30 protein-coding genes are annotated in these 25,407 nt (G+C 66.2%); 13 read left to right on the plus strand and 17 right to left on the minus strand.

The features are described 5' to 3' along the window. Positions 1-123, plus strand: a 123-nt coding sequence (locus tag AC27GT_RS07985; RefSeq protein ID WP_487223942.1) for a MarC family protein, incomplete at its 5' end; no start/stop codon positions are given. On the opposite strand, the gene AC27GT_RS07990 is transcribed toward AC27GT_RS07985, so the two are convergent. The 3 genes from AC27GT_RS07990 to glyA are packed head-to-tail and all read right to left on the minus strand — an operon-like array spanning position 107 to position 4,129. Further along, positions 107-1,282 carry a GGDEF domain-containing protein gene (locus tag AC27GT_RS07990; RefSeq protein ID WP_038030020.1) on the minus strand — a complete coding sequence of 392 codons (1,176 nt, stop codon included), beginning with the start codon at positions 1,280-1,282 and terminating at the stop codon, positions 107-109. The two genes, AC27GT_RS07985 and AC27GT_RS07990, sit on opposite strands and share 17 nt — an antisense overlap. After that, positions 1,279-2,883 carry a DNA repair protein RecN gene (locus AC27GT_RS07995; RefSeq protein ID WP_038030017.1) on the minus strand — a complete coding sequence of 535 codons (1,605 nt, stop codon included), beginning with the start codon at positions 2,881-2,883 and terminating at the stop codon, positions 1,279-1,281. Before AC27GT_RS07995 ends, AC27GT_RS07990 begins: the two co-directional genes overlap by 4 nt. Before the next feature lie 22 nt (positions 2,884-2,905). Next, positions 2,906-4,129 carry a serine hydroxymethyltransferase gene (gene glyA, locus AC27GT_RS08000; protein WP_015718053.1) on the minus strand — a complete coding sequence of 408 codons (1,224 nt, stop codon included), beginning with the start codon at positions 4,127-4,129 and terminating at the stop codon, positions 2,906-2,908. 116 nt (positions 4,130-4,245) lie between these two features. On the opposite strand from glyA, the gene AC27GT_RS08005 reads away from it, so the two are divergent. Then, the gene (locus AC27GT_RS08005; RefSeq protein ID WP_038030014.1) at positions 4,246-4,521 is read left to right on the plus strand and encodes a hypothetical protein; all 276 of its coding nucleotides are present in this window, start codon (positions 4,246-4,248) and stop codon (positions 4,519-4,521) included. Between the two features lie 41 nt (positions 4,522-4,562). Here the strand turns inward: AC27GT_RS08005 and purF are convergent, their stop codons facing one another. Genes purF through purC form a run of 6 tightly spaced genes read right to left on the minus strand, consistent with a single transcriptional unit; the run spans position 4,563 to position 10,487 of the window. Beyond that, positions 4,563-5,954, minus strand: coding sequence for an amidophosphoribosyltransferase (gene purF, locus AC27GT_RS08010; protein WP_015718051.1), 1,392 nt, complete (start codon positions 5,952-5,954; stop codon positions 4,563-4,565). Then, positions 5,941-8,145 carry a phosphoribosylformylglycinamidine synthase subunit PurL gene (purL, locus tag AC27GT_RS08015; protein WP_487223902.1) on the minus strand — a complete coding sequence of 735 codons (2,205 nt, stop codon included), beginning with the start codon at positions 8,143-8,145 and terminating at the stop codon, positions 5,941-5,943. The genes purF and purL overlap by 14 nt, the downstream gene beginning before the upstream one ends. Then, positions 8,145-8,858, minus strand: a complete 714-nt coding sequence (locus AC27GT_RS08020) for an HAD family hydrolase (RefSeq protein WP_487223903.1) — start codon at positions 8,856-8,858, stop codon at positions 8,145-8,147. The genes purL and AC27GT_RS08020 overlap by 1 nt, the downstream gene beginning before the upstream one ends. After that, positions 8,855-9,538 (minus strand): phosphoribosylformylglycinamidine synthase subunit PurQ, encoded by a 684-nt coding sequence (gene purQ, locus AC27GT_RS08025; RefSeq protein ID WP_487223904.1) that lies wholly within the window; start codon positions 9,536-9,538, stop codon positions 8,855-8,857. Before purQ ends, AC27GT_RS08020 begins: the two co-directional genes overlap by 4 nt. Beyond that, a complete protein-coding gene (purS, locus tag AC27GT_RS08030) occupies positions 9,535-9,789 on the minus strand; it encodes a phosphoribosylformylglycinamidine synthase subunit PurS (protein ID WP_015718047.1) in 255 nt (84 codons plus the stop codon). The genes purQ and purS overlap by 4 nt, the downstream gene beginning before the upstream one ends. Positions 9,790-9,791: 2 nt before the next feature. Beyond that, positions 9,792-10,487: a phosphoribosylaminoimidazolesuccinocarboxamide synthase gene (gene purC / locus AC27GT_RS08035; RefSeq protein ID WP_487223905.1), complete on the minus strand. Its 696-nt coding sequence runs from the start codon at positions 10,485-10,487 to the stop codon at positions 9,792-9,794. 73 nt (positions 10,488-10,560) lie between these two features. On the opposite strand from purC, the gene AC27GT_RS08040 reads away from it, so the two are divergent. Then, positions 10,561-11,124: a Uma2 family endonuclease gene (locus AC27GT_RS08040; RefSeq protein WP_026329014.1), complete on the plus strand. Its 564-nt coding sequence runs from the start codon at positions 10,561-10,563 to the stop codon at positions 11,122-11,124. Between the two features lie 11 nt (positions 11,125-11,135). Here the strand turns inward: AC27GT_RS08040 and purB are convergent, their stop codons facing one another. Genes purB through AC27GT_RS08055 form a run of 3 tightly spaced genes read right to left on the minus strand, consistent with a single transcriptional unit; the run spans position 11,136 to position 13,594 of the window. After that, the gene (gene purB, locus AC27GT_RS08045; protein ID WP_487223906.1) at positions 11,136-12,446 is read right to left on the minus strand and encodes an adenylosuccinate lyase; all 1,311 of its coding nucleotides are present in this window, start codon (positions 12,444-12,446) and stop codon (positions 11,136-11,138) included. A 12-nt stretch (positions 12,447-12,458) separates the two neighbouring features. Next, on the minus strand, positions 12,459-13,037 hold the full coding sequence (locus AC27GT_RS08050) for an intradiol ring-cleavage dioxygenase (protein WP_038031255.1): 579 nt from the start codon (positions 13,035-13,037) through the stop codon (positions 12,459-12,461). Further along, a complete protein-coding gene (locus AC27GT_RS08055; RefSeq protein ID WP_487223907.1) occupies positions 13,034-13,594 on the minus strand; it encodes a YceI family protein in 561 nt (186 codons plus the stop codon). Before AC27GT_RS08055 ends, AC27GT_RS08050 begins: the two co-directional genes overlap by 4 nt. An 84-nt stretch (positions 13,595-13,678) precedes the next feature. On the opposite strand from AC27GT_RS08055, the gene AC27GT_RS08060 reads away from it, so the two are divergent. From AC27GT_RS08060 to AC27GT_RS08105, 10 genes are all read left to right on the plus strand, one after another. Next, entirely contained in the window at positions 13,679-14,338 is a 660-nt protein-coding gene (locus AC27GT_RS08060; protein ID WP_487223908.1) for an HAD family hydrolase, read from the plus strand. Continuing rightward, positions 14,335-14,700, plus strand: coding sequence for a carboxymuconolactone decarboxylase family protein (locus AC27GT_RS08065; protein WP_487223909.1), 366 nt, complete (start codon positions 14,335-14,337; stop codon positions 14,698-14,700). The genes AC27GT_RS08060 and AC27GT_RS08065 overlap by 4 nt, the downstream gene beginning before the upstream one ends. After that, complete coding sequence (locus AC27GT_RS08070; protein ID WP_487223910.1) at positions 14,672-15,346, plus strand: uroporphyrinogen-III synthase; 675 nt, start codon at positions 14,672-14,674, stop codon at positions 15,344-15,346. Before AC27GT_RS08065 ends, AC27GT_RS08070 begins: the two co-directional genes overlap by 29 nt. Positions 15,347-15,421: 75 nt before the next feature. Beyond that, a complete protein-coding gene (gene hemA, locus AC27GT_RS08075; RefSeq protein ID WP_038031247.1) occupies positions 15,422-16,600 on the plus strand; it encodes a glutamyl-tRNA reductase in 1,179 nt (392 codons plus the stop codon). After that, positions 16,597-17,349, plus strand: coding sequence for a cytochrome c biogenesis protein CcsA (gene ccsA, locus AC27GT_RS08080; protein WP_015718036.1), 753 nt, complete (start codon positions 16,597-16,599; stop codon positions 17,347-17,349). Before hemA ends, ccsA begins: the two co-directional genes overlap by 4 nt. Before the next feature lie 66 nt (positions 17,350-17,415). Then, on the plus strand, positions 17,416-17,613 hold the full coding sequence (locus AC27GT_RS08085; RefSeq protein ID WP_038031244.1) for a hypothetical protein: 198 nt from the start codon (positions 17,416-17,418) through the stop codon (positions 17,611-17,613). Beyond that, positions 17,603-18,292 (plus strand): SHOCT-like domain-containing protein, encoded by a 690-nt coding sequence (locus AC27GT_RS08090; RefSeq protein ID WP_487223911.1) that lies wholly within the window; start codon positions 17,603-17,605, stop codon positions 18,290-18,292. The genes AC27GT_RS08085 and AC27GT_RS08090 overlap by 11 nt, the downstream gene beginning before the upstream one ends. 1 nt (position 18,293) lies before the next feature. After that, entirely contained in the window at positions 18,294-18,665 is a 372-nt protein-coding gene (locus tag AC27GT_RS08095; protein ID WP_054392177.1) for an SHOCT-like domain-containing protein, read from the plus strand. Continuing rightward, entirely contained in the window at positions 18,662-18,934 is a 273-nt protein-coding gene (locus AC27GT_RS08100; protein ID WP_038070400.1) for a hypothetical protein, read from the plus strand. The genes AC27GT_RS08095 and AC27GT_RS08100 overlap by 4 nt, the downstream gene beginning before the upstream one ends. Next, positions 18,928-19,299: a DUF2089 domain-containing protein gene (locus tag AC27GT_RS08105; RefSeq protein WP_038031236.1), complete on the plus strand. Its 372-nt coding sequence runs from the start codon at positions 18,928-18,930 to the stop codon at positions 19,297-19,299. The genes AC27GT_RS08100 and AC27GT_RS08105 overlap by 7 nt, the downstream gene beginning before the upstream one ends. Here the strand turns inward: AC27GT_RS08105 and AC27GT_RS08110 are convergent. The 5 genes from AC27GT_RS08110 to AC27GT_RS08130 form a co-directional block, all read right to left on the minus strand. Then, positions 19,253-20,659: a sensor histidine kinase gene (locus AC27GT_RS08110; RefSeq protein WP_015718030.1), complete on the minus strand. Its 1,407-nt coding sequence runs from the start codon at positions 20,657-20,659 to the stop codon at positions 19,253-19,255. The two genes, AC27GT_RS08105 and AC27GT_RS08110, sit on opposite strands and share 47 nt — an antisense overlap. Before the next feature lie 77 nt (positions 20,660-20,736). Continuing rightward, the gene (locus AC27GT_RS08115) at positions 20,737-21,411 is read right to left on the minus strand and encodes a response regulator transcription factor (protein WP_015718029.1); all 675 of its coding nucleotides are present in this window, start codon (positions 21,409-21,411) and stop codon (positions 20,737-20,739) included. A gap of 33 nt (positions 21,412-21,444) precedes the next feature. Beyond that, on the minus strand, positions 21,445-22,062 hold the full coding sequence (gene trhA / locus AC27GT_RS08120) for a PAQR family membrane homeostasis protein TrhA (RefSeq protein WP_038071875.1): 618 nt from the start codon (positions 22,060-22,062) through the stop codon (positions 21,445-21,447). A gap of 25 nt (positions 22,063-22,087) precedes the next feature. Continuing rightward, positions 22,088-24,484: a phosphoenolpyruvate synthase gene (gene ppsA / locus AC27GT_RS08125; protein ID WP_487223912.1), complete on the minus strand. Its 2,397-nt coding sequence runs from the start codon at positions 24,482-24,484 to the stop codon at positions 22,088-22,090. Positions 24,485-24,498: 14 nt separating this feature from the next. After that, positions 24,499-25,407, minus strand: coding sequence for an AAA family ATPase (locus AC27GT_RS08130; RefSeq protein WP_487223913.1), 909 nt, complete (start codon positions 25,405-25,407; stop codon positions 24,499-24,501).

A 25,407-nucleotide genomic window follows, 5' to 3' on the forward strand; every position in this document is an offset into this window, starting at 1 on the left:
TCGGCCCAGGTGCGCCGGGCCCTGGGCCGCACGGGGGTGAACGTGGTCACCCGGGTCTTGGGGATCCTCCTGGCGGCCTTGGCGGTGCAGTACGTGGCGGATGGGGTTAAAGCCCTTTTCTAGCCCTCTTGGCCCGGTACATGCGTTTGTCGGCCTCCTTGAGGAGGGCCTCCAGGTCCTCCCCCTCCACCAGAAGCCCCCCTGCGGCCACCTGGTAGGGCAGGTTCTCCTGAAGCCGGGCGATGAGGGTGGGGATCTCCTCCGCCTTCAGGCCCAGGTGGAGGCTCACGAACTCATCCCCGCCGATGCGGAAGGCCACGTCGCGGCGGCGGGAGAGGTTTCTTAGGGCCTGGGCCAGGCTCTTCAGGGCCTGGTCGCCCACTGCATGGCCCTCCCGGTCGTTCAAGGCCTTAAGGCCGTTGAGGTCCCAGTAGATCAGGGACAAAGGCTCCCCCAGGGTCCGGGCTTCCTGCAGGAGCAGGGGAAAGGCCTCCTCCAGGGCCCGGCGGTTGCCCAAGCCGGTGAGGGGATCGGTGCGGGCGGCCTCCTGCAGGGCCTGGCGCTCCTTAAGGGCCTTGAGGAGGAGGGCGGCTTCCAAGGCGAAGGCCTGGGCCAGCTCCAGGGAAAGGGGGCCGAAGGCCTCGGGGTCCGAGAAGCTATCCAGGTTCATGGTGGCCAGCACCTCCCCCTCCAGGACGATGGGCAGGCCCAAGGTGGCCTGGATTTCCAGAAGGCGGCCGTGCTCGAAGAAGAGGGGCCTGGCCTCCACGGTGCTCAGGCTGGAAAGGTGCCGCACCTCCTCCCCTTTGAGGACCCGGGGCCGGCCCTTTTGCCAGTTGTCCACTCCCAGGCCGTACCAGAAGAGCTCCTCCTCCAAGGAGGTGCGGGCCATGAGCAGGCGCTCGCTGAAACCTTCCTGGGCCACCAGGTAAAAGAAGGCTCCTTCCCTTAGGAGGATGCTGCCCGCTTCGGCTCCTGGCACCACCGCCACGGCTTCGCGGATCAAGTCCTTGAGAAGGCCTTCCGGCTCCTCGTGCTGCATGAGCCCCTTCAGCACCCGAAGGAGGCTTTGGTAGGCCTTGGCCCGCACGGCCAGATGGCTGACCTCGAGGAGAAGCAGGTAGGTGCCCTCCGGGGCGGGCAGGCGCACCACCTGGTAGGTCTTCGTCCCCACCTCCAGGGTGTCCCCCTGGGGGAGGGGGAGGCCTTCGGCCAGGGAGTTGCGCACCACCTCCGTTTCCCGGACAAGATAGACGGGGTAGGGAGCCTCGAGGGGATTCATTCCTGGGCCTCCACCCAATCCTGTGCAAGGTGGCCGTTTCCTTCCAGAAGGAGGCGGGCGTGGGCCAAGGCGGCCTCGGTGTACTGGCCGGAGAGGAGGCGGGCGAGCTCCCGTATGCGCTTCTCCCCTTCCAGCACCTCGATGCGCACCTCTTCCCCCTCCTTCACCACCCTGAGGTGCCTCTTTGCGCGGGCGGCGATCTGGGGCAGGTGGGTGACCACCAGGACCTGCCGGGCCTGGCCCAGCTGGGCGAGCCTTTCCGCCACCTTCCAGGCGGTTTCCCCGCCCACCCCGGTGTCCACCTCGTCGAAGACCACAGTGGGGGCCTCGGCCCCGGTGAGGAGGGCTAAAGCCAGGGCGATGCGGGAGAGCTCCCCGCCGCTGGCTGCGGAAAGGGGAGCGGGGGGAAGGTGGGGGTTGGCGGAGAAGCGGAAGAGGACCTCCTCCAGGCCCTGGGGTCCGGGTTCGGGAAGGGGCTTGAGCTCCACCTGGAAGCGGGCTTTCGGGAAACCCAGGGCGGAAAGCTCCGTCTCCATTTCCTTTTCCAGCTTCCTTGCCGCCTCGAGGCGGGCTTCGGAAAGGCGCTCCCCCGCTTTATAGAGGGCCTCCGAGGCCACCCTTAAAGCCCTTTCCAGCTTCAAAAGCCGCTCTTCCCCTCCCTCCAGGGCCTTCAGCTCCTCCTCTGCCCTTTCCCGGTAGCGCAGGACCTCCTCCAGGGTGGGGCCGTACTTGCGCTTAAGCCTTTCCAGAAGGGAAAGGCGCTCCTCCAGCTGGGCCAGGCGGCTGGGATCTCCTTCCAGGCTTTCCAGGTAGTCCTCCAGCTCCCGGGCCACGGCCCGGCCTCCCTCCAAAGTCGCCTCCAGGTCCTTAGCCAGGGCCTCGAGGGCCGGGTCAAAGCGGCTTCCCGCCCTTAGCTCCCGCAGGGCTGCCTGAAGAAGATCCAGGGCACCTCCTTCCGCCAGGAGGGCGTAGGCCTTTCCCGAGCGCTCCCTCAGGGCTTCCAGATGGCGAAGCTTTTGCGCCTCGGCCTCCAGCTCCTGGTCCTCGCCAGGCCTGGGGCTTGCCTCCAGGATCTCCTTGAGCTGGAAGCGCAAGAGGTCCTCCCGCTCGGTCTTGGCCCTCAGGGCTTCCTCCAGGGTGCGCTTTTCCGCAAGGAGGGCCTGATGCTTCCTGTAGGCCTCCCCGTACTCCTGGAGGAGGCCCGGGGGCAGCAGGGCATCCAGAAGCTCCCGTTGCCTTTTGGGGGAGAGGAGGGCGATGGCCGTGTGCTGGGCGTGGAGGGAAAGCCACCTTTCCGCCTCCTCTTGGAGTTCTTTGAGGCTCACCACCTCCCCATCGATCCGGGGGGTGGAGCGGCCCCCAACGCGGCGGGAGAGGATGTGCTCTTCGCCCTCACCTTGGAAGAAGGCGGTCACCAGGAGGCTGTCGCCAAAAGGCCCCAAAAGCCCCTCGGACCTGGCCCCCAGGAGGAGGGCTAAAGCGTCCACCAGGAGGCTTTTCCCCGCCCCGGTTTCCCCGGTGAGGACGTTGAGCCCAGGCCCGAGCTCCAGGGTAGCCTCGCGGATGACGGCGAGGTTACGCACCTCGAGGCGCTTGAGCATCTTCTTCCATTCTAAGGCTTCCCTAGGGCATGGGGTGGGCGAGGGCGAGCCGCCTAACCTCCTCCCGCAGGGCCTCCGAGGGCCCCTCCATGAGGGCCCGGTCGATGAGTTCCGCCACCAGGGGCATCTCCTCCGGGGTGAAGCCCCGGGTGGTGATGGCCGGGGTGCCGATGCGGATCCCAGAGGTGACCCTGGGGGGCTTGGGGTCAAAGGGGATGGCGTTCTTGTTCACGGTGATGCCCACGGCATCCAGCTTCTCCTCCGCCTCCTTGCCGGTCAGGCCCTTGGGGCGGAGGTCCAGGAGGAAGAGGTGGTTGTCGGTTCCCCCCGTGACCAGGCGGTAGCCCCTTTTGGCCAGCTCCTCGCCAAGGCGCTTGGCGTTTTCCACCACCAGCCGGCTATACTCCTTGAACTCGGGCTGCAGGGCCTCAAAGAAGGCCACCGCCTTGCCGGCGATCACGTGCTCCAGGGGCCCGCCCTGGATGCCCGGGAAGATGATCTTGTCGATCTTCTTGCCCAGGTCCGGGTCGTTGGAGAGGATGAGCCCACCCCTCGGGCCCCTTAGGGTCTTGTGGGTGGTGCTGGTGACCACGTGGGCGTGGGGGAGGGGGTTGGGGTGGAGCCCCGCCGCCACCAGGCCGGCGAAGTGGGCCATGTCCACCACCAGGTAGGCCCCCACCTCCTCGGCGATCTCCCGGAAGGCCTTGAAGTCCCAGAAGCGGGGGTAGGCGCTGGCGCCCGCCATGATCACTTTGGGCCGGTGCTCGAGGGCCAGGCGTCGCACCTCCTCCAGGTCGATGAGCTCGGTGTCGGGCCGGACCCCGTAGGAAACCACCTTGTAGAGCTTCCCGGAGAAGTTCACCTTGGAGCCGTGGGTGAGGTGGCCTCCCGCGGCCAGGTCCATGCCCATGAGGGTATCCCCCGGTTCCATGAGGGCCATGTACACCGCCATGTTGGCCTGGGAGCCGGAGTGGGGCTGGACGTTGGCCCAGGCGGCCCCGAAGAGCTCCTTGGCCCGCTCGATGGCCAGGCTTTCCACCTGGTCGATGATCTCGCATCCCCCGTAGTAGCGGGCACCCGGGTAGCCCTCCGCGTACTTGTTGGTGAGGACGCTTCCCACCGCCTCCCGCACCTGGGCGGAGACGAAGTTCTCGCTGGCGATGAGCTCCAGGCCTTCCCGCTGGCGCTTTTCCTCCAGGGCGATGAGCTGAAAAAGGGCCTCGTCCCGTAAGCTGGTCCTGACCATAGGCCGATTATAGGCCCTGCACCGGGGCGCTACCAGGTTACCTTTACCGGGAACCGGGGCCTTAGGAGGAGGCGGAAGTACCCCGGAAAGGGTCTTTCCTTTGGTAAGCTTGGGACATGAAAGGAAGTGTTTTCCCGATTTTGAAGTGGGGGCTTGCCCTGACCCTGGCTATCCTGCTTGTGGCCATTATTCTCATCAACTTCACCTCCAGCCGCGACCTGCCGGAGCTGGTCCGGGTGCAGGTGGAGCGGTATGCGGTGTGCAGCTACTGGTTCTTCGGCTGGCACCTGGCTTCCACCGGGGCTTTCGCCTTTATCTTCCTGCTGGTGGGGTTTCTCCTGGGCCTTGGGGCGGGGTTTTTCCTGAAGCGGGGGCTGGCCTCGAGGGGCTAGTACCCTCCAGGCTTGGCTAGGGTGGGGATTAGGAATAGGGCCTAGAGGATTTCCAAGGCCAGTTTTTCCCCTTCCACGGGCACCCCGGCCGGGTAGCGCCCGTTGAAGCAGGCCAGGCACACGGGCCCCCCGATGGCCCGCCTGACCCCTTCCTCCGAGAGGAAGGCCAGGGTATCCGCCCCGATGAAGGCCCGGATCTCCTCCACGCTCTTCTCGGCGGCGATGAGCTCCTTACGGGCGGCGGTGTCGATGCCGTAGTAGCAGGGGAAGCGGATGGGGGGGCTGGAAACCCGGAAGTGGACTTCCCGGGCCCCTGCTTCCTTCAGCATGGCCACGATGTGGCGGCTGGTGGTGCCCCGCACGATGGAGTCGTCGATGAGCACCACCCGCTTGCCCCGCACCGCCGAGGTGGGGGAGAGCTTCAAGCGGGTCTTCAGGTCCCTCAGCGCCTGGGTGGGCTGGATGAAGGTGCGGCCCGCATAGGGGTTCTTGTAAAGGCCGTACTCCAGGGGAAGGCCGCTAGCCTTGGCGTAGCCCACCGCCGCCCCGATGCCGGAGTCGGGCACCGGCACCACCATGTCCGCTTCGGCCGGGGCTTCCCGGAAGAGCTCCATGCCCATGCGCACCCGGGCCTCGTAGGCCTCCACCCCGTCCAGGAGGCTATCGGGCCTGGCGAAGTAGATCCACTCAAAGGCGCAGGGGGCGGGGTTTGGGGGAAGGGCCTGGAGGCTTTTAAGCTCGCCTTCCTCCACCCAGACCACCTCTCCCGGGCGCACATCCCGGAGGTAGCGGGCCCCCATGAGCTCGAGGGCCGGGGGCTCGGAGGCAAAGGCGTAGCCTTTAGGAAGCCTGCCGATGGCCAGGGGCCGCACCCCGTGGGGATCCCGGAGGGCCACCACGGTTCTGCGGTCCATGAGGAGGATGGAATACCCTCCTTCCAGGGCCTTCATAGCCTCGGCGGCCGCCTCGGGGAGGGAGAGGTGGCCCAAGCGGGCGAGGAGGAGGAGCATCACCTCGGTGTCCGAGGTGCTTTGGAAGGTGGCCCCTTCCCTTAGAAGCCGGTCGCGAAGGGGCTTGGCGTTGGTGAAGTTGCCGTTATGGGCGATGGCCAGAACCCCGTGGGCGGTGCGGGCGGTGAGGGGCTGGGCGTTGAAGCGCAGGTTGGAGCCCGTGGTGGAGTAGCGGGTGTGGGCCAGGCCCAGCCGGGCTTCCCCCAGGCGCAGGCGGGCCAGGCGCTCCTCCGTAAAAACCTGGTTCACCAGGCCGAGATCCTTCTCTACCAGGAATTCCTTCCCATCCGATACGGCAATCCCCGCCGCCTCCTGCCCCCGGTGCTGGAGGGCGAGAAGGCCCAGATGGAGTAGCCCCGCCGCGTCCAGGGGTTCTTCGCTCCAAAGCCCCAAGACCCCGCACTCTTCCCTAGGCTTGTCCATCCAGCACCTCCCTCAGGGGCCGCTTCCAGGCGGCGAGGAGCTCCTGTACCTCCCACTCTAGCACCCCATCCGGGGTGAGGACCGTGAGGGTATTCCCCCCGGTTTCGCCCAGGACGCGGTAGGGAAGGCCCCTTTCCTCCAGCCGGAAGGTGACCTCCTTGAGGTCCTCCTTGGCCACGGTGAAGAGGATCCGGCTCGGCGCCTCGCCGAAGAGGGTGGCAAGCTGGCCTGACGGCTGCTCGAGGCCCCGGGTGCGCACCTCCACCGTGGCCCCCAGGCCGTAGGGGAAGGTCATCTCCGCCAGGGCCACCAAAAGCCCTCCTTCCGCCAGGTCGTGGGCGGTGCGGGTGAGGCCCAAGCCGATGAGCTCCCGGATGGCCTCCTGTACCCGCTTCTCCCGCTCCAGATCCAGCTTGGGTGGATGGCCCGTCTCGAGGCCCGTAAGGAGGTGGAGGACCTCGCTTCCCCCAAGCTCCCCCTTCTCCTCTCCCAAAAGGAGGATCACCTCTCCCGGGCGGCGGAAGCCCATCTCTGCCCGCCTTCTTATGTCCAAGACCCCCACTACCCCCACCATGGCCGTGGGGGGGATGCGCCAGCCCCCGCTTTCGTTGTAAAGGGATACATTTCCGGAAACCACCGGCACCCCCAGGGCCTCGCTGGCCTCCCTAAGGCCGGCGATGGTTTCCTGGAGCTCAAAGTAGCCTTCCGGGGTTTCCGGGCTTCCCAGGTTGAGGCCGTCGGTGTAGGCCAGAGGTTTTGCCCCCACCACGCTTACGTTGCGGCAGGCCTCCGCCAAGGCGTGCATGGCTCCAAGCCGGGGATGGAGGCGGCTATACCTGGGGTTTTGGTCCACCTTGGCCGCAATGCCCAAGTGGGTTCCCTTCACCCAGAGCACCGCCGCATCCCCCTTGCCCGGCACCAGGGCGGTCCGGGTTCCCACCTGGTGGTCGTAGCGTTCGTAGACGGGTTCCCGGCTTGCCAGGTTGGGGGAGGCGAGGAGCTGGAGAAGAACCTCCTGGGGGTTGGCGGCAAGCGGGGGAAGGGGCATCTCCCGGAGCCTTCGGATCTCGGGGTCCTCCCTTCCGATGCGCACGTAGGTGGGGGCTTCCGCCAGGGCCTCCGTGGGGACCTCGGCCACCACCTCGCCCCGGAAGAGGACGCGGAAGACCCGTTCGGGGATGGTTCTGGCCACGGGCACGCAGTCCAGGCCCCACCGCTGGAAGACCTTTTCCAGCTCCTTCTCCTTGCCCTCCTTGGGCACCAGGACCATGCGCTCCTGGCTTTCGGAGAGGAGAAGCTCTATGGGGCTCATGTCCCTTTCCCGGGTGGGGACGCGGTCTAGATCCAGCTCCACCCCGAGGCCCGACTTATGGGCCAGCTCCGAGAGGCTACTGGTGAGCCCTGCCGCCCCCATGTCCTGGACGCCTTCCACCAGGTCCTTTTCGATGGCCTCGAGGGTGGCCTCCATGAGGAGCTTTCCCAAAAAGGGGTCCCCCACCTGGACTGCCGGCCGGTCCTCCTCCTTGTCCTCGGAAAGCTCCCGGCTGGCGAAGGCGGCACCCCCAATCCCATCCCTTCCCGTCTTGGCCCCGGCGTAGTAGATGGGCCGGCCTAAGGAGGCCTGGCTACGCCTTAAGTGCTCCTCCCTAAGAAGCCCCAGGCACATGGCGTTCACCAGGGGGTTTTCCCGGTAGCCCTCGTGGAAGTAGAGGTCCCCGCCCACCGTGGGGACCCCGATGGCGTTGCCGTAGTGGGCGATGCCGGAGACCACCCCCTTGAGGAGGTAGCGGCTTCGGGCGTCCCCCAGGGGGCCAAAGCGCAAGGAATCCAGCAGGGCGATGGGCCGGGCCCCCATGCTCATGATGTCCCGGATGATCCCCCCCACCCCGGTGGCGGCACCCTGGAAGGGCTCCACCGCCGAGGGGTGGTTGTGGCTTTCGATCTTGAAGGCTACCGCCCAGCCCTCGCCGATGCGCACCACGCCGGCGTTCTCCCCCGGGCCCTGCAGGACGGCCTCCCCCTCCTTGGGAAGCTGCTTCAGAAGGGGCCGGGAGTTCTTGTAGGCGCAGTGCTCGCTCCACATCACCTTGAAGAGGAAAAGCTCCACCCGGTTGGGCTCCCGGCCAAGCCTCTTGCTGATCTCCCGGTACTCCTCTTCCGGGATGCCGATTTCTTGGGCTAGGGTTTCCATCACTGGAGAAGGGGAAGAAGCTCCCGGTGGTCCTTGATCTTGGCCGTGGCCTTGATCTCCCCGTTCACCTCCCTCAGGCCCACGTACTGCACCGCCCAGGGGTAGCCGGTGGCGAAGGCTCCCTTGATGTCCGTCTGGGGCAGGTCGCCCACGTGCAGGGCTTCCTCCGGGGCCACGCCCAGGGCCTCGAGGGCCACCCGGAAGGCCTCGGGCTTGGGCTTCACGTAGCCGGTTTCGTCGGAGAAGCTGTAGGCTTGGAAGACATCCAGCCCCTGCCGCTTCAGGTGTTCCCGGATAAGACGGCCCGGGGTGAGGCCGGTGTCGGAAACCAAGGCCAGGGGGTATTTCTTGGCCAGCTCCTTCAACGCCCCCACTCCAGGGAGGGCCTCGAGGTCCACCAGAAGGGAGCTTTCCTCCAGCTTCCTGGCGGTGAGGGCGATGAGCCCGGGGTCATGGGGAGCCCCGAGAAGGGCGAAGATGCGGGCCACCCGGTCGTATACGGACATGTGTTCCCCGGCCTTCCAGGCCTCCTCAAAGGCGATGGCCGCCTGGCGGTAGGCTTCCCGCACCTCGTGCTCCTCCGCCGGGTGCCCGGCCTCGGATAGGGCATCCAGGAGGATCTCGTACCGGGCGGGCATGACCTTTTCCAAAAACGCCTTTCCCTCCGTGAAGAGGGTGCCCCAGAAGTCAAAGGTGATGGCCTTGGGTTTCATCCCGTTACCTCCTCTAAGAGCCCCAGGAACAAGGGGAGCCCATCCGTGCCGCCCAAAACCTCATCCACCGCCCGCTCGGGGTGGGGCATCATGCCGAGGACATTGCCCTTCTCGTTGGTGATGCCGGCGATGTCGTGGAGGCTCCCGTTGGGGTTGTAGTCCGCTTCCCCCTTTAAGGGGGCGTAGCGGAAGACCACCAGGCCTTCTCCCTCCAGCCGGGCCAGGGTCTCGGCGTCCGCATAGTAGCGGCCCTCGGCGTGGGCGATGGGCAGGCTAAGGACCTGCCCCTTCTGGTAGAGGCGGGTGAAGGGGAGGTTGTTGCGCTCCACCCTTACCCCCACTTCCTTGCAGGTGAAGTGCAGGTTCAGGTTGGCGAGAAGGGCCCCGGGAAGGATCCCGGCCTCGGTGAGCACCTGGAAGCCGTTGCACACCCCGATCACGGGCCGCCCTTCACGGGCGAAGCGCCTTACCTCCTCCATCACCGGGCTTTTGGCCGCCAGGGCCCCGGCCCTCAGGTAATCTCCATAGCTGAAGCCTCCTGGCAAGAAGGCCCCGTCAAAGCCCTTCAGGCTTGTTTCCGTGTGCCAGACGTACTCCGCCTTTAAGCCCGCCTTCTCCAAGGCGAAGCGGGCGTCCTCGTCGCAGTTGGAGCCAGGGAAGCGGATGATGGCCCACTTCATGGGAGTTCCTTTAAGGCCTCCAGGGTGAAGACCTCCATCACCGGGTTGGCCAAAAGCTTCCCCATGGCCCTGGCTTTCTCCTCCGCCTCCAGGAGGGTTTCCGCGGGGAAGACCACCTCGAGGACCTTCCCCACCCGCACCGAATCCACGGGGTGGCCCAGATCCTTCAAAACTCCTTCCACCGCCCGGCCCTGGGGGTCCAGGATGCCCTCTTTGAGCTCAATGAGCAGGGTGGCCTGGTACTTGGGCATGGCTACCCCCTTAGAACCCGCCGGAGGACCTCCTGGTAGGCTTCCTCCACACCTCCCAGATCCTTGCGGAAGCGGTCCTTGTCCATGGGCTCTCCCGTCTTTTGGTCCCAAAGGCGCATGGTGTCGGGGGAGATCTCGTCGGCGAGAAGGATCTCCCCGTTCCTTTTGCCGAACTCCAGCTTGAAGTCCACGAGGTCCAGCCCCCTTTGGGCGAAGAAGTTCCGCAATAGCTCCCCTACCTTCAGGGTGGTGGCCTTCACCTGGGAAAGCTCCTCCTCCGTGGCCAGGCCCAGGGCCAAAATGGCCTCGGGGCAGATCAAGGGGTCGCCCAGAGGGTCGCTTTTAAGGGAGTACTCCACCAAGGGACCCCTTAGGGGGGTGCCCTCCTTCACCCCGTAGCGCTTGGCGAAGCTCCCCGCTGCTTTGAAGCGGAGGATGACCTCCAGGGGGAGGATCTCCACCCGTAGGACCCGCATCTCCCGGTCGGAGAGCTCCTCGAGGAAGTGGGTTCTCACGCCGTGGGCTTCCAGGTAGCGGAAGAGGGTTGCCGAGACCTTGTTGTTGACCACTCCCTTCCCGGGGATGAGGCCCCGCTTCTGCGCGTTGAAGGCCGTAGCCTCGTCCTTAAAGTAAACCCTGAGGGTGTCGGGCCCTTCCGGGTAAAGGATTTTCGCCTTGCCCTCGTAAAGCTTTTCCATGTGCCTCCGCTTCGGGACCTTGGTCCCCTCCAGCCTTCATTTTAAGCCCGGAGGGTGCCACAATGAGGAAGGTATGGCCCTATCCCTGGACCTTCTGCGCCCCATCGGGGAAAGGGAGCTTTGGCTGCTTTCGGAGCGCAATCCCGGCTACCAGTTTGAGCGGTCGCCGGAGGGGAGGCTTTGGGTGAGTCCCACAGGAGGGCAAAGTGGTCGGCGGAGCCTCCAGCTGGCGTATCAGCTGGCCCGCTGGAACGAGGAAAGGGGTCTGGGGGTGGTCTTTGACGCCTCCACGGGGTTCAAGCTGCCGGGCGGGGCCATCCTGTCCCCGGATGCTTCTTGGGTGGGAAAAAAGCGGTGGGAGGCTTTGTCGGAGGAGGAGAAGGAAGGGTTTCCTCCTTTGGTCCCGGACGTGGTCTTTGAGGTGCGCTCCTCCTCGCAAGGGATAGAGGAGCTCAGGGCCAAGATGACCCTTTACCTTAAGGAGGGAGCGCGCCTGGGGGTGCTGGTGGACCCTTATACCCGGACCGTGGAGGTGTACAGGCCGGGAAAGGAGCCGGAGCGCTTTGAGGGTGTGGACACCCTTTCCCTGGAACCGGAACTCCCGGGCTTCGCCCTCCAGCTGGCCCCTTTGTGGTAACGGTTTTCCCCTCAAAGCCCAAAGCGGGCGTAGATGGCGTCCACGTGCTTTAGGAAGGGCGCAGGGTCAAAAAGGGCCCTAAGCCTTTCCCCCTTGAGGGGGTTTTCCGGGTCCTCTTCCAAAAGCTGGGCGAAGCTAAGGCCCTCCTCCCAGCTTCTTAGAGCGTTGCGTTGCACGATGGCGTAGGCCCTGTCCCGGGGAAGGCCCTGAGCGATGAGGGCGTTCAGCACCTGCTGGGAGTAGACCAGGCCCCGGGTGAGGTCCAGGTTCCGCTTGAGGTTTGCCTCAAAGACCACCAGGCCCCCCAGGATGCCCTTTAACCGCCTAAGGGCGTAGTGGCTGGCGGTGGTGGCGTCGGGGAGGATGACCCGTTCCACGGAGGAATGGGAGATGTCCCTTTCGTGCCACAGGGCGATGTTTTCCAGGGAGGGGCCCAGGTATCCCCGAAGGAGCCTGGCCATCCCGGTGAGGTTTTCCAAACCCACGGGGTTTTTCTTGTGGGGCATGCTGGAGCTTCCCGTCTGGCCTTCCCGGAAAGGCTCCTGGGCTTCCAGCACCTCTGTGCGCTGGAGGTGGCGAAGCTCCACCGCCACCCGCTCCAGGTTCCCCCCCAGGATGGCCAGGGCGGCCAGCACCTCCGCGTGCCGGTCCCGGGGCACCACCTGGGTGGAGAGGGGTTCTGGACTAAGGCCAAGCCGCCGGGCCACGTGGGCCTCCACCTCCGGGGGGATGTGGGCGTAGTTCCCCACCGAGCCCGAGAGCATGGCCACCCCGATGGTCTTCTGGGCGCGCTCAAGCCGTTCCCTGTCCCGCTGAAAGGCGGCGTAAAAGCTCAGGAAGCGGAGGCCGAAGCTGGTGGGCTCGGCGTGGACCCCGTGGGTGCGGGCGATGGCCGGGGTGTGCTTGTAGCGGAGGGCCAGGCGCTTGAGCTCCTCCTGGACCCCGGATAGCTCCTCGAGGATCAGGTCCAAGGCCCTCACCAAAAGGGCGTTTTGCGCGGTATCCACGATGTCCGAGCTGGTGAGGCCCAGGTGCAGGTAGCGCCCCACCTCCTCGTCCCCGGTCCACTCCACCAGGGCCCGGGTGAAGGCCACCAGGTCGTGGCGGGTGACCTCCTCCAGCTCCGCTACCCTCTGGGCGAAGCGGGCGTCCAGGGGATGCTCCTTTAGGTGCACAAGAAGCCTTTGGGAAAGCCCTTTGGGCACCTGGCCCAGGGCCTCCCAGGCCTCGAGGGCATAGGCCTCCACCAACGCCCACATGCGGTAGCGGTTTTCCTCCGACCATAGCTCGGCCATCTCCGGGGTCTGGTAACGGGGGACCATGCTTTAAGGGTACTAAAAGGGCAGGGTAAGGACGAAACTTCCCCCATAACCCTCCCCTTCGGGCTTCAGGGCCAGGAGGAGGTCGGCCCGGAAGATCATGTCCTGGCGGTTGCCGATCCGGGGCATCCCCCTTTCCGCGTAGGGGGGTTGGGCGTAGACCTGGCGCTGGACTTCCTCGGGGAAGAAAAGCTGGGTGGCGAAGCTTCTGCCTCCCGCCTCCACCCGGAGGTGCAGGTGGGGGGTGCGGCTTGGGTACCAGCCGGGAAAGAGGGTGAGAAACTCCACCTGGCCCTGGTGGTCCGTGGGCTGCCAGCCCCGGCAGAAGACCCCGGGGGCGTTCACCCCCGAGTAGCGCCCCAGGGCATCCGTGTGCCAGAGGTCCACCCGCACGCCCCCAAGGGGCTGGCAGGTGCGGTCCTGCACCCGGAGGGTAAGCCGAAGGGGGATTCCGGGAAGCCCTTCCCTCAGGTCCCTCCGCCGGGGTACCTCCCTAAGGTAGTAGGGCCCTTCCGTGAGGGCCGGGGTGGGCGGGCACTGGGCCCGCGCCAGGGGAAGAGAGAGGAGAAGCCCTAACAGGGTGCGCCGTTTCATTTTCGCCTCAAGCTGAGGTCCACCTCCAGCCGGATGCGGTTTTCCACGCTGAGGAGGATGGGCACCCGGGGCTGGGTCAGCTGGAACCGTTCGAAGGGAAACTCGGTCTTAAGCCGAACCTTCACCTCTTCCCCCGAAAACTCCGCCTCCCCCTCCCACACCACCTCCTGGGTCACGTCCCGGATGGTGAGGTCCCCCACCACCTGCACGGGGAACTTGCCCCTTTGGGGCAGGGGGCTGGGAAGGCCCTTCACCTCCTTGGGCCGGAAGGTGGCGGTGGGGAAGCGGTCCGTTTGCAAGGTGTTTTGCCTGAGGTAGTTATCCCGCCGTTGCTGGTCGCTTCGGAGTTCCCTCAGGTCCACCACGAACTCCCCCGTGGCCCTGGTGCCCTGGAGGGCCACCTGCCCCTTTACCGCCTGGGTGGTGCCCACGGCGTCCGTGATGCCGATCTGGACCAGCTGTTCCCGCACCCGGTAGCGGGCTTCCCCGGAAACCACCTCAAAGCTCTGGGCCAGGCTGGGAACCAGCAATACCAGGGTCCATACAAGCCATCGCATGCCTTACCACCTCCTTTTGCTATAAAAACCATAGCAGGTGGAGGTTAGACACCCGTTAGAGAAGCCAGGGTATACACTGGGTTCATGACCCGGGCGGTGCTCTTTGACGTGGGCAACACCCTGATCCTGGCAAGCCCCCGGTTTTGGCTCCTGCCTTTTTTGGAGGAACGGGGCCTTAAGCCCAGGAGGGATCCCAGGACGGCGGCCTTGGCGGCTTTTCGCTTCTATGAGGACCATCATCTAGAGGCCCGGGATCTGGAAACCGCCTTGGGGCTTTGGCGGGAGTTCCACCGGAGGCTCTTTACGGGGATGGGCCTCGAGGAGCACGCCGAGGCCCTGAGCCGGGAGCTGGTGGAAAACTGGAGGAACCCCCGGTTCTGGCCCGTGGTTCCCGGAGCCGAGGCCACCTTACAGGCCCTGAAGGAGCGGGGCTATGCCCTGGCGGTGGTGTCCAACTGGGATGCCACCCTGCCGGAGATCCTGGAGGTGGTGGGCTTAAGGCCCTACTTCCAGCACCTTTCGGTGAGCGCCCTTTCCGGGGTGGCCAAACCCGACCCCAGGCTTTTCCAGGAGGCCCTCGAGGCCCTGGGCGTGGCTCCCGAGGAGGCGGTGCACGTGGGGGATTCGGAGGCCGATTGGGTCGGGGCTCAGGGGGCTGGGGTTAAACCCCTCCTCTTTGACCCCCTGGGGGAGAACCCCCAGGCCCTCCACCGGCTGGAGGGGGTGTTAGACTACCTGCCATGAGCGTGCGGCAGGCCATCTGGGGGGAGAAGCAAGGGGCCATTGAGGCAAGTCTGAAGGAGGTGGACGAGGATCTTTTCCGCTACATCCGGGACTTCGCCTACGAGGAGGTCCTGGCCCGGCCGGGGCTGGACCTCAAAACCCGGGAACTCCTGGCCATCACCGCCCTGATCGCCCTGGGTAGCCCTAAGGAGCTGGCCACCCATCTGGAGGGGGCTTTACGGGTAGGCGCCACCGAGGAGGAGGTGCGGGAAACCATCCTGCAGTCCGCCATTTTCCTGGGCTTCCCCCGGGCCCTGGCCGCCATGAAGCTCTTTCACAAGGTCCTTAAAGGCCGTGGTCCTGCTGACCCGCGGGAAGGATAAGGGGCTATTGGACCGGCTCCGCGCCTTGGGGATTGAGGTGGCGGAGGTGGCCCTTTTGGAGCAGGTGGACCTGCCGGGCCTCGAGGTCCTTCCCGGAAGACTTCTCCAGGCGGACTGGGTGGCGGTCACCTCCAAAGAGGGGGCTAAGAGGCTTCTTTGGGCCTGGGAAAAGGCGGGAAGGCCCCTTCTCAAGGTGGCGGCGGTGGGGGAAGGGACGGGGGAGGTGCTGCGCCAGGGGGGCCTATCCCCTGCTTTCGTCCCTCCCCGGGCCACGGCCAAGGACCTGGCGGCGGCCTTTCCCCCAGCCCAAAGGGTGCTCTTTGTGGCGGGGGATCTGGCGGGGAAGGATTTGGAGGAAGGCCTCGGGGCCCGGGGGGTGGCGGTGGAGCGAGTGGAGGTGTACGCTACCCGGGAGAGGGAGCTTTCCCCAGAGGAGCTGGCTCTTTTGGAAAGGGCCCAGGTGGTGGCCTTCTTCAGCCCAAGCGCCGCCAGGGCCTACGCCTTAAAGACCCCTAGGAGGCCCAAGGCGGCCTGCATCGGCCCCAGCACGGGGGAAGAGGCCAGGCGGCTGGGCTTTGCCGTGTGGGAGGCGGCGGAGCCGGGCCTGGAAGGGCTTTTCCAGGCCATACTTCGGGCGCTCTCATAGGGCTTCGGTTAAGGGTTAATCCCTAAGAAGGGGGATTCTTGTCCCTACCCGGGTGGCGTATACTGTCGAAAGACTATGGCCCTGCCCCTTTACCTGGTGGGCCTTTCCCACAAGACCGCCCCCGTGGAGGTGCGGGAGCGGGCGGCCCTGGACCCAGCGGTGGCCCTGCCGGCGGCTCTGCGCACCCTGGGCAGGGCGGTGGTGCTTTCCACCTGCAACCGCACGGAAATCTACGGGGTGGGAAGCCCTAAGGAGGCCAAAGCCCTCCTCCTTGCGCGGGGGGTGGAGGCCCACCACCTCTACCAGAAGGAGGGAATAGAGGCCCTGCGGCACCTCTTTCGGGTGGCGGCGGGCCTGGACTCCTTGGTGATGGGGGAGGCGCAGATCCTGGGGCAGGTGCGGGAGGCCCTCTTCCTGGCCCGGAAATATGGGGCCACGGAAAGCCTATTGGAGAAGGCCTTCCAGTCCGCCATCGCCCTCGGCAAGCGGGCTCGGAGCGAAACCGGCATCGGGGCGGGAGCGGTGAGCGTGGCCTACGCGGCCTTGGACCTGGCCCTGGCGGTGTACGGGGACCTCACGGGCCTTGCCGTGGCGGTTTTGGGGGCGGGGGAAATGGCGGAGCTCTTTCTTACCCACCTGAAGGCCCAGGGAGTGGACCGGGTTTTGGTGGTGAACCGCACGGTGGAGAGGGCCAGGGCCCTGGCGGAGCGGTTTGCAGGGGAGGCCTATGGCCTCGAGGCCCTTCCCCAGGTCCTGCGCCAGGCGGACCTGGTGGTGGCTTCCGCCGCCAGCCCCCATTACCTGGTGCGCCCGGAGGACCTGCCGAGGCGGTCCAAGCCCCTTTTCCTCATCGACATCGCCCTGCCCCGGAACATCGACCCCCGGGTGGGCCGCCTGCCCCAGGCCTACCTGTACAACCTGGACGACCTAAAGCGGGTGGTGGAGAAGAACCTAAAGGCCCGCCAGGGCGAGGTGCCCAAGGTGGAGGTCCTCATAGAGGGAGCCATTGGGGACTACCTGGAGTGGTATGCGGGCCACCGGGTGCGGGAGGCCATACGGGCCCTGAAGGGCCTGGCCTATAAGGAGGTGGTGCGGGAGTACCCGGAGGCCGATCCCCTTACCTGGCACAAGGAGGCGGGGCGTAGGGCCCACCCCTGGATTCTGGCCGTAAAGGCCCGGACCCAGGAGTTCCTCCAGGGTCCTCCCTGCCCTGGGGAGTGCCCGCTTCTGGCCTTCCGTCCCCCACGGCTATGACCGCGGTTTCCCTGCTGGCCCTGGTGGGGGTTCTCCTCCTGGCGGTGGGGTTGTTCTGGCCTCGAGGGCTTTTCCTCGGGGCCTTTCTGTACCTGGGGGCCGCCTTGGCCGATGCCTTCGCCAAGGGGTTTTTCTCAGGTCCGGCCCAGCCCGCCTTGGTCCTGGGGGGGCTTTTGGCCTTGCGGGGGGAGAGCCTCTTGCTTCGGCCGAGGCTTACCCCTCTCCGCCGCTACCTGGTTCTCCTGGCCATGCTCCTTGGCCTCTTTGCCCTCAAGGCCCTGCCCCATCCGGGGGGAAGCCTGCCCCTCCTCCTTACCCTGGTGCACGCCGGGGCCTTCCTGGTGGCCTACCTGGCCCTGGCGGTGGGGGTGGGGGCAGGGGTGATGTGCGCCATGCAGGACCTGCGCCTAAGGTCGGTGCCGGAAAAAGCCCTGCTTTCCGCCCCCCTTTGGAGCCTGAGGCGGCTGGAGCAGGGCTACCTTCGGGTGGGGTACCTGGCCACCACCTTGGGCCTGACCAGCGGCATGGCCTGGGCCTGGGGGTATTTCGGTAGCCCTTTGGCCCTGGATCCCAAGGAGATCTCCGTGCTCCTGGGCTGGCTGGGCCTCACCCTTTACTTCCTCCTCGAGGAGCGGCTTCAGGGCTACCCGCGCATGGCCCTGCTCCTGCTGGCCTATGCCCTTTTGCTCTTCGCCTTCATCGGCGCTCCTTTCCTGGGTTCCCGCCATCCTTCGGGCCTGGGGTTTTAGATATGGAAACCTCAACTTGACAGATTGGGAACAACGGGTTTATAATCCTTCACAAGGAGGTGAAGGATGTGGAGCCCATGGTGGGACCCGGGGGTGGGGAAGAGGAGGCACGAGGAGCTCCTTTTGGAGGCGGAGCGGGAGAGGCTCCTTAGGCCCCTTCGTTCTCCCTGGCGTCTGAGGCTGGCCCGGGTTCTTTTGCGGTGGGCCCAGAGGCTTGCCCCGGAGGCTCCGGCGGAGCTTGGGGAGGTTTCCTATGGAGGATAAGCGGCGCATTTTGGAGATGGTAAGGGAAGGGGTCCTTACCCCGGAGGAGGCCCTGGAGCTTCTTTCCGTGCTGGAGGGAAGGGACTTGGCTGGTGGGGAAAGGCCTCCTGTGGAGGCCTCCCAGGTCTTTGACCCCCAGGGGTTTCGGGTTCAGGTGCAGGCGTTCGGGGCCAGCCTCGAGGTGGTGGGGGTGGCGGGGTTGGAGGGGCTGGAGGCGGAGGGTGGAGGGGTAGTCCTGGAGGGCGGGATCCCGGTCTATCGGGTTTCCCTGGGCGAGGGGAGGCTTAAGGTTCCCGAGGGGGCCGAGGTTTTGCTTTTGGCCAAGGGAAGCCACGTGGAGCTTGCCGGGGTGGTCCTCAAGGGCCGGGCCCTAGGGGCCAACCTGGAAGGGGATGGGCTTTTGGGCCTGGACCTGGCCCTTTCGGGAGGCAACCTGGAAGCAGGCCTTTTCCTTCGGGATGGAGAGCACCGCCTGGAGGTGCGGGCGGGCAACGCCGAGCTCCGCTTTCTGCCGGGTTCGGACCTGGAGGTGGAGGCCCAGGTGCGCCTGGGGGGCCTCGAGGTGGCGGGACCTTGGCGGCAGGTGGCGGCCCCTGGCGGGCGGCGCTGGTCCTTGGGAGAGGGGAAGGCCAAGCTCAGGGCCAGGGTGGCCATGGGGAATCTGGAACTGGAGGCATAAGATGGAGGAAAAACGGCGTATTCTGGAAATGGTGCGTTCCGGCGAGATTGGGGTAGAGGAGGCCCTGGCCCTGCTTCAGGCGGTGGAGGAACCCAGGCCCCGGGCGCAGATTCCTGCCAGGCTCCTCAGGGTGCGGATCCAGGCCCACGACAAGGGGAAGCCGGTTCGGGTCCACGTGAACCTTCCCCTGGCCTTGGCGGAGCTTCTGGAGAAGTTCCTGCCCGAAGAGGCCAAGCTCACCCTGGAGGACCGGGGGGTACATTTGAAGGACCTCTTGCGCCTGGTGCGGGAGGGGGTGCCCGAGGGGAAACTGGTGGAGATCGAGGCGGAGGAGGAGGGCAATCCAGTGCAGGTGCTGGTGGAGGTGGTGTGAGGCCAGCTTGGCCCCCTTTGCGCCCCAGGTTCCTCTACCTTCGGGTGCGGGGGCCTTTCCCCCTGCCCCTGGTCCTCCCCCTTCCCCTTTGCGCCCTGGAGTGGGGTTTGCTCCTCGCCCTCTGGGTGTGGAACACCCGGGCCCTTTTCCGGGGAGGAGCGCCTATTCCCTTGCCTCTTGGTGCCCTTTGGACCTTTAGGGTGTTGCCGCCTTTAACCCTGCTGGAGGTGGAGGCGGAGGAAGTGGAGATCAAGGTGGGGCTATGGTGATGAAACCCGTTCCCGTGCGGTGCCCGGCCTGCGAGGCTCCTTTGGCGGTGAAGGCCCTCTTTTGCCCCTCTTGCGGTACCGAGGTGCACGGCCGCTTCCAGCTGAACGAGTTCGCCCTCCTTTCCAAGGACCACCTGGACTTCCTGCGGCTTTTCGTGAAGGCCCGGGGCAACCTGAAGGAGGTGGAGAGGATCCTAGGGGTTTCCTACCCCACGGTGCGGGCGCGGCTGGACGCTCTCCTCAAGGCCCTGGGCTACGAGGCCGCAGAGGAAGGGGAAGACAGGCTTGAGGTGTTGGAGGCCTTGCGCCGGGGGGAGATCAGCGTGGAGGAGGCGGTGGCGCGGCTGAAGGAAGGGAGAAGCTGAAGGCCGTTCCCTTGCCCACCTCGCTTTCCACCCAGATCTCCCCCCCGTGGGCCTCGAGGATGGCCTTCACGATGGCGAGGCCCAGCCCCGACCCCCCCCGCTCCCGGTCCCGGGCCTTGTCCACCCGGTAGAAGCGCTCGAAAAGGTGGGGAAGGTGCTCCTTGGGGATGCCTTCCCCGTCGTCTTCCACCCGCACCACCACCTTCTCCCCCAGGTCAAAGGCCCTGAGCCAGATGTGCCGGGCCCCCGCTTTGATGGCGTTGGAGAGGAGGTTGGCCAGGACCTGGTGGAGCCGGTCCGGGTCGCCTTGCACCCAAAGCTCTGGGGAGGCTTCCACCTCAATCTCCCCCTCAAAGCTCTTGGCGAACTCCTCCTTCACCTCCTCCAGGAGGTCTTGGATGCGGACAGGGGCCGGTTCCATGCGCCAGGAACCGGTTTGGGAGAGCTCCAGAAGGTCCGACACCAGCTTCCCCATGCGCTCCGCTTCCCGCTTCACCACCTCGAGGCTCTCCCGCTGGGCCTCGGTGAGGGGGGTGCGGCGCAGCAGGAAGCCCACGTGGCCCAGAATGGCGGTGATGGGGGTTCTGAGCTCGTGGGAGGCATCCTGGAGGAAGCGGGTCTGGGCCAGGAAGGCCTGCTGCATCCGGGAAAGCATGCCGTTTAAGGCCCGCACCAGGGTGGCCACCTCGTCCCGCCCCTCGGGTTCGGGCAGGGGTTCGGGGCGGGTGGTGATGGCCTCGGCCCGCCGGGCCACCCATTCCAGGGGTTCCAGGGCCCGGGCCACCAGGTTCCTGGCCAGGAGGATGGAGAGGAGGAGCACGAGAAGCGCCGTACCCGCATAGATGCGGGCGAACTGGGAGAGGGTGCTCTCCAGGTTCTCCACGGGCTTTCCCACCAAGAGGGCTCCCTGCCACACGGTTCCCCCCAGGTTGACCTCCACCCGGCGGGCGTAGACCAGAAGCTTTAAGGGGGGTCCTTCCCGCGGCAGCTCGGCGTAGGCCCAGGCCTCGCCCCGCTCCAGAAGGGCGTGGTAGTCCGCCTCCTTTAGGAGCAGGCGCTGACTTCCTAAGGCGGGGCTTTTCTGCAGGCTGATCCCCCCTTCCCGGGCCAGAAGGGCGGGGTTTTCCTCGGGAAGAAGCTGGAGCTCCGCATAGAGGCTTGCGGGAAGCCCGGCCTCCAGGAGGGCCTGGCCGCCCAGGTTCAGGAGGCGGACCACCTGGTTGCTGGCCTCCAGAAGCTCCTGGCGCAGGGAGCGGTAAAGGAAGCCCCGCAAGAGGCCTTCCAGGGCCAGCCCCAGCACCAAGAGGGTTACCAGGAGGAGGCCTGCGGTGAGGAGGGTGATGCGGGAGCGCAGGGTCATACCGCCCTGCCCTGGCTTTGGAACCCCGGCGAGGAGGCCCTTAGGGCTGCTTCAAGGTGGGGCATGGGAGGAATGCGTCAATCCTCACGGAGCACGTACCCCACGCCCCGCACCGTGTGGATCAGGCGCCTTTCCCCTGCGGCCTCCAGCTTCTTGCGCAGGTAGCCGATGTAGACGTCCACCACGTTGCTTCCCCCCTGGTAGCCAGGCCAGACCTTTTCCTCGATCTCGTAGCGGCTGAAGACCTTCCCGGGGTTCTTGGCGAGAAGTTCCAGGAGCTCGAACTCCTTGTTGGAAAGCTCGATGCGCCGCCCGCTTCGGAAAACCTCGCGGCCCTCGAGGTTGATGATGAGGTCCGCCACCCTGATCTCCCCGGTGATGGCCGGGCTCACCCGGCGCAGGTGGGCCCGCACCCGGGCCAGGAGCTCCTCTATGGAAAAGGGCTTCACCAGGTAGTCGTCGGCCCCGGCGTCCAGGCCCTCCACCTTGTCCTCGATGCGGTCCTTGGCGGTGAGGATGAGGATGGGCACGTTGGAGGTCTTGCGGATGCGCTTGGCCACCTCGATCCCGTCCATGACGGGAAGCATCAGGTCCAGGATCACCAGGTTGGGGTTCACCTCCCGGAAGCGGGAAAGGCCGGTGATGCCGTCGTAGGCCACCTCGGTGCGGTAGCCCTCGGCTTGCAGTTCCAGCTCGATGAAGCGGGCGATGTCCTTTTCGTCCTCCACGATCAGGATGAGGGGAGGTTCCATACCCTCCAGGATACTCACTTTCTCATGAGAAAGCTAGGTGTACAGGCTTAGAACCGCCAGGTACATAAAAAGGCTTCCCACAAGGACCAGGAGATGCCACAGGCCGTGAAACCCCACTTTCCCCGGCCAGGGGTCCGGCTTCTTTCTCGCATACACCCAGGCTCCCAGGGTGTAGAAGGCCCCGGAGAGGGCCATAAGGCCGAAGGTGGGAAGGGGCAGGTGGAGCTTGGGGAGAAAGAAGACGGAAAGCCAACCCAGGGCCAGGTAGGCCAGGGTGTAGAGCCACCGGGGTGCCCTGAGGAAGAAGAGGCGGAAGCCCACCCCCAGGAGGGCCAGGCTCCACACCAGGCCCAGGGCGAAGGGTTTCCAGCTTTCCTGAAGGCCCTCCACCAGAAAGGGGGTGTAGCTTCCGGCGATGAAGAGGAAGATGGCCGCATGGTCCAGCCGCCTGAGCCAGGCCAGGGCCCGATCCCCCACCCGCAGGGCGTGGTAAAGGGTGCTGGCACCGAACATGAAGGCCATGGTGAGCCCGAAGATGAGGAGAGCGGGCCAGACCTCCCTGGGGGCGAGGAGAAGGAGGAAGGCGCTTCCCAAAAGGGCTAGGGGCACCCCCAGGGCATGGCTTAGGGCGTTAAAGGGTTCACGGACCATGCCCCAGCGTACCCTGGCCTGGGCTTCAGGCACCAGGGCCCAGGGCGGCTTCGATCTCCGCCACCTTCTTCACCGTGCGCAGGAGGGCGTCGGGGTTGAGGCTTAGGGAGTCGATGCCCTTGGCCACCAAGAAGGCGGCGAACTCGGGGTAGTCGGAAGGGGCCTGGCCGCAGATGCCCACCTTTTTCCCTTTGGCGTGGGCCTTTTCTATGAGCATGGCCGAGAGGAGTTTGACGGTTTCCCGCCTTTCGTCGAAGAGCCAGGCCACCCGTTCCGAATCCCGGTCCAGGCCTAAAGCCAGCTGGGTGAGGTCGTTGGAGCCGATGGAAAACCCGTCAAAGAGCTCGGCGAAGGCCTCAGCCTCGAGGACATTGGAGGGAATCTCCGCCATCACGTAGACCTCGAGGCCCTCCTCTCCCCGTTTCAAGCCTCCCTCCGCCATCACCTCCAAAACCCTGGCCCCCTCCTCGGGGGTGCGGCAGAAGGGCACCATCACCATGAGGTTCTTGAGGCCCATCTCCTCCCGCACCTTCTTGACCGCCGCCACCTCGAGGAGGAAGCCCTCCTTGTAGTCGGGGTGGTAGTAGCGGCTCGCCCCCCGCCAGCCCAGCATGGGGTTTTCCTCCTTGGGCTCAAAGAGGTGCCCCCCGACGAGGCGGGCGTACTCGTTGGTCTTGAAGTCGGAGAAGCGGAGGAGGACGGGCCTGGGGTAAAAGGCCGCGGCGATGAGGCCGATCCCCTGGGCCAGGGTATCCACGAAGTAGGCCCTTTTGTCGGGGTAGGCCTCGGTGAGCTCCTCCACCTGGCGCCGCACCTTCTCGGGCAGGGTTTCGAAGCGGGTTAGGGCCAGGGGGTGGATGCGCACGTGGCTGGCGAAGACGAACTCCATGCGCAATAGCCCCACCCCGTCCGTGGGCAGGAGGCTTACCCTTAGGGCCTCCTCCGGGGTACCCACATTGACCAGGATCCGGGTGCGGGTCCTGGGGAGGGTTTCCGGGCGCACCTCCTCCACCTCAAAGGCCAGGGCCCCGCGGTAGACGCGCCCCACCTCCCCCTCAGCGCAGGAGACCGTGACCTCTTCTCCCTCGGGAATGAGCCGGGTGGCTCCCACCGCCCCTACCACCGCCGGTACCCCCAGCTCCCGGGCCACGATGGCGGCGTGGGAGGTGCGCCCACCCCGTTCGGTGACGATGGCCGCTGCCCGCTTCATGATGGGCTCCCAGTCGGGGTTGGTGGTTTCCGTGACCAGGACCTCACCCTCCTGGAAGCGATCCATCTCCTTGGGGTCCTTAAGCACCCGGGCCCTTCCCGTGGCGATGGCTTCCCCCACCGCCAGGCCCTCGGCCAGGACCTCGCCCCTTTCCAAAAGGCGGTGGATGCGGAGCACCGGGGCCTTCTGGGAGTGCACGGTTTCGGGCCGGGCCTGCAGGATGAAAAGCTCCCCCGTGGGCCCGTCCTTGGCCCACTCGATGTCCATGGGGGTGGGAGTTCCCCGCTTCCCGCTGTAATGCTCCTCAATCCGGATGGACCAGTCGGCCAGGAGGAGAGCCTCATCCTCGGAAAGGGCGAACTGGTTCCGGAGGTAAGGAGGGGTGGGACGGTTTCTCAGCCGGCCCTCCCTGGGGTCAAAGGCCAGGGTAAGCTCCTTGGGGCCCAGTTTCTTGTGGACCAGGGCCCGGTAGCCGGCTTTGAGGGTTTCCTTGTGCACGTAGTAGGCGTCGGGTCCCACCCTCCCCTGGACGATGTTCTCCCCCAGTCCGTAGATGGCGGTGATGTAGACGAAGCCCCGGTGGCCGGTGTCGGGGTCCAGGGTGAAGATCACCCCGCTTGTGGCGGTGTCCGCCCGCACCATGCGCTGCACCCCCACGGAGAGGGCCACCTTCAGGTGGTCAAAGCCCATGTGGGCCCGGTAGCTGATGGCCCGGGCGGTGAAGAGGCTGGCCATGGCCCGCTTCACATGGAGGAGGAGTTCCTCCTCCCCTTGCACATAGAGGTAGCTTTCCTGTTGCCCGGCGAAGCTGGCGGTGGGGAGGTCCTCGGCGGTGGCGCTGCTGCGCACGGCCACAGGGAGGGCTTCCTCCCCGGCTTCCTGGGAAAGCGTTCGGTAGGCCTGGCGGATCTCCTCCTCCAGGTCCTCGGGGTATTCCCCCTTCAGGATCAGGTTTCTCAGGCGGCGGCTTGCCCGGGCCAGGAGGATGGGGTCATCGGGGTCCAGGTCCTTAAGCTCCTGGGCGATGGCCTCCTTGAGGCCGTTGGCCGTGAGGAAATACCAGTAGGCCTCGCTGGTGGTGGCAAATCCCCCGGGCACCTTCACCCCCAGGGGGCTTAGCTCCCGGATCATCTCCCCCAGGGAGGCGTTCTTACCCCCCACCAAAGCCACATCCTCCAGGCCCACCTCGTGAAAAAACCGGATCCAGCGCATACCCTGCCTCCTTCCTAGGGGATGCCCCCCTTCCTGAGAAGCTCCTTCAGGATTCCCTCGGCGCTTTCCCCCTCGTAAAGGGCCTCCTCCGTGAGGAAAAGCCGATGGGGAAGGGCCAGGAAGGCTGCGTCCCTAAGCTCCTTCCAGTCCACCAGGGGCTTGGCCCTGAGGTAGGCCAAGGCCCGGGCCAGGGCCAGCCAGGCCTTGGCCCCCCGGGGGGAGAGGCCCATGCGCAGGCGCCGGTCCTCCTGCGTGAGAAAGGCCACGTGGGTGATGGCCTCGAGGGCCTCCCTGGCCACCCTGACCCCCCGCACCTCCTCCTGGGCCTTGGGGAAGTCCACCCCCAGGGGTTCGGGAATCCGGGGCTCCTCCGTGAGGATCCTGAGCCACACCTCCCGCCTGGGGGGGCGGAAGGGGATTTTGGCGGTGAAGCGGTCCAGCTGGGCCTCTGGGAGAGGGTAGGTGCCCTCAAGCTCTAAAGGGTTTTGCGTGGCCACCACGAAGAAGGGCTCGGGCAGGGGGTAGCGCACCCCTCCTGCGGTCACCGCCCGTTCCTGCATGGCCTCGAGGAGGGCCGACTGCACCTTGGGCGGGGCCCGGTTGATCTCGTCCGCCAGGACCACCTGGGCGAAGAGGGGGCCTCTCACGAACTCAAACCGCCCCTCCCGGAACACCTCGCTTCCCGTGAGGTCCTGGGGCAGGAGGTCGGGGGTGAACTGGATGCGCTTGTAGCTTAGGCCGCTTCCCTTGGCGAAGCTTTCCGCCAGGAGGGTCTTTCCCAGGCCCGGAACGCCCTCCAAAAGGGCGTGCCCCCGGGCCAGCAGGGTGGCCAGAAGGGCCTCTATGGCCTCCTCCTGGCCGAAGAGGACCTCCTGCAGGGCCTCCCGGAGCCGGGAAAGCGCTTGAAGGGGGGTTTCCGCCAT

It is taken from the genome of Thermus sp. KWY1 (genome assembly GCF_057547025.1).

What these genes read in the sequence shown, in the direction of transcription:
- glyA (WP_015718053.1), bottom strand. Translation starts at nt 4,129, where the DNA reads ATGGTCAGGACCAGCTTACGGGACGAGGCCCTTTTTCAGCTCATCGCC.
- AC27GT_RS08065 (WP_487223909.1), top strand. Translation starts at nt 14,335, where the DNA reads ATGAGCGTGCGGCAGGCCATCTGGGGGGAGAAGCAAGGGGCCATTGAG.
- AC27GT_RS08090 (WP_487223911.1), top strand. Translation starts at nt 17,603, where the DNA reads ATGGAGGATAAGCGGCGCATTTTGGAGATGGTAAGGGAAGGGGTCCTT.
- AC27GT_RS07995 (WP_038030017.1), bottom strand. Translation starts at nt 2,883, where the DNA reads ATGCTCAAGCGCCTCGAGGTGCGTAACCTCGCCGTCATCCGCGAGGCT.
- AC27GT_RS08130 (WP_487223913.1), bottom strand. Translation starts at nt 25,407, where the DNA reads ATGGCGGAAACCCCCCTTCAAGCGCTTTCCCGGCTCCGGGAGGCCCTG.
- AC27GT_RS08060 (WP_487223908.1), top strand. Translation starts at nt 13,679, where the DNA reads ATGACCCGGGCGGTGCTCTTTGACGTGGGCAACACCCTGATCCTGGCA.
- purC (WP_487223905.1), bottom strand. Translation starts at nt 10,487, where the DNA reads ATGGAAAAGCTTTACGAGGGCAAGGCGAAAATCCTTTACCCGGAAGGG.
- AC27GT_RS08115 (WP_015718029.1), bottom strand. Translation starts at nt 21,411, where the DNA reads ATGGAACCTCCCCTCATCCTGATCGTGGAGGACGAAAAGGACATCGCC.
- purL (WP_487223902.1), bottom strand. Translation starts at nt 8,145, where the DNA reads ATGGAAACCCTAGCCCAAGAAATCGGCATCCCGGAAGAGGAGTACCGG.
- AC27GT_RS08095 (WP_054392177.1), top strand. Translation starts at nt 18,294, where the DNA reads ATGGAGGAAAAACGGCGTATTCTGGAAATGGTGCGTTCCGGCGAGATT.
- purF (WP_015718051.1), bottom strand. Translation starts at nt 5,954, where the DNA reads ATGGACAAGCCTAGGGAAGAGTGCGGGGTCTTGGGGCTTTGGAGCGAA.
- AC27GT_RS08005 (WP_038030014.1), top strand. Translation starts at nt 4,246, where the DNA reads ATGAAAGGAAGTGTTTTCCCGATTTTGAAGTGGGGGCTTGCCCTGACC.
- AC27GT_RS08040 (WP_026329014.1), top strand. Translation starts at nt 10,561, where the DNA reads ATGGCCCTATCCCTGGACCTTCTGCGCCCCATCGGGGAAAGGGAGCTT.
- AC27GT_RS08020 (WP_487223903.1), bottom strand. Translation starts at nt 8,858, where the DNA reads ATGAAACCCAAGGCCATCACCTTTGACTTCTGGGGCACCCTCTTCACG.
- purQ (WP_487223904.1), bottom strand. Translation starts at nt 9,538, where the DNA reads ATGAAGTGGGCCATCATCCGCTTCCCTGGCTCCAACTGCGACGAGGAC.
- AC27GT_RS08105 (WP_038031236.1), top strand. Translation starts at nt 18,928, where the DNA reads ATGGTGATGAAACCCGTTCCCGTGCGGTGCCCGGCCTGCGAGGCTCCT.
- ppsA (WP_487223912.1), bottom strand. Translation starts at nt 24,484, where the DNA reads ATGCGCTGGATCCGGTTTTTTCACGAGGTGGGCCTGGAGGATGTGGCT.
- AC27GT_RS08050 (WP_038031255.1), bottom strand. Translation starts at nt 13,037, where the DNA reads ATGAAACGGCGCACCCTGTTAGGGCTTCTCCTCTCTCTTCCCCTGGCG.
- AC27GT_RS08085 (WP_038031244.1), top strand. Translation starts at nt 17,416, where the DNA reads ATGTGGAGCCCATGGTGGGACCCGGGGGTGGGGAAGAGGAGGCACGAG.
- ccsA (WP_015718036.1), top strand. Translation starts at nt 16,597, where the DNA reads ATGACCGCGGTTTCCCTGCTGGCCCTGGTGGGGGTTCTCCTCCTGGCG.
- purB (WP_487223906.1), bottom strand. Translation starts at nt 12,446, where the DNA reads ATGGTCCCCCGTTACCAGACCCCGGAGATGGCCGAGCTATGGTCGGAG.
- AC27GT_RS08110 (WP_015718030.1), bottom strand. Translation starts at nt 20,659, where the DNA reads ATGACCCTGCGCTCCCGCATCACCCTCCTCACCGCAGGCCTCCTCCTG.
- purS (WP_015718047.1), bottom strand. Translation starts at nt 9,789, where the DNA reads ATGCCCAAGTACCAGGCCACCCTGCTCATTGAGCTCAAAGAGGGCATC.
- AC27GT_RS08055 (WP_487223907.1), bottom strand. Translation starts at nt 13,594, where the DNA reads ATGCGATGGCTTGTATGGACCCTGGTATTGCTGGTTCCCAGCCTGGCC.
- AC27GT_RS07990 (WP_038030020.1), bottom strand. Translation starts at nt 1,282, where the DNA reads ATGAATCCCCTCGAGGCTCCCTACCCCGTCTATCTTGTCCGGGAAACG.
- hemA (WP_038031247.1), top strand. Translation starts at nt 15,422, where the DNA reads ATGGCCCTGCCCCTTTACCTGGTGGGCCTTTCCCACAAGACCGCCCCC.
- trhA (WP_038071875.1), bottom strand. Translation starts at nt 22,062, where the DNA reads ATGGTCCGTGAACCCTTTAACGCCCTAAGCCATGCCCTGGGGGTGCCC.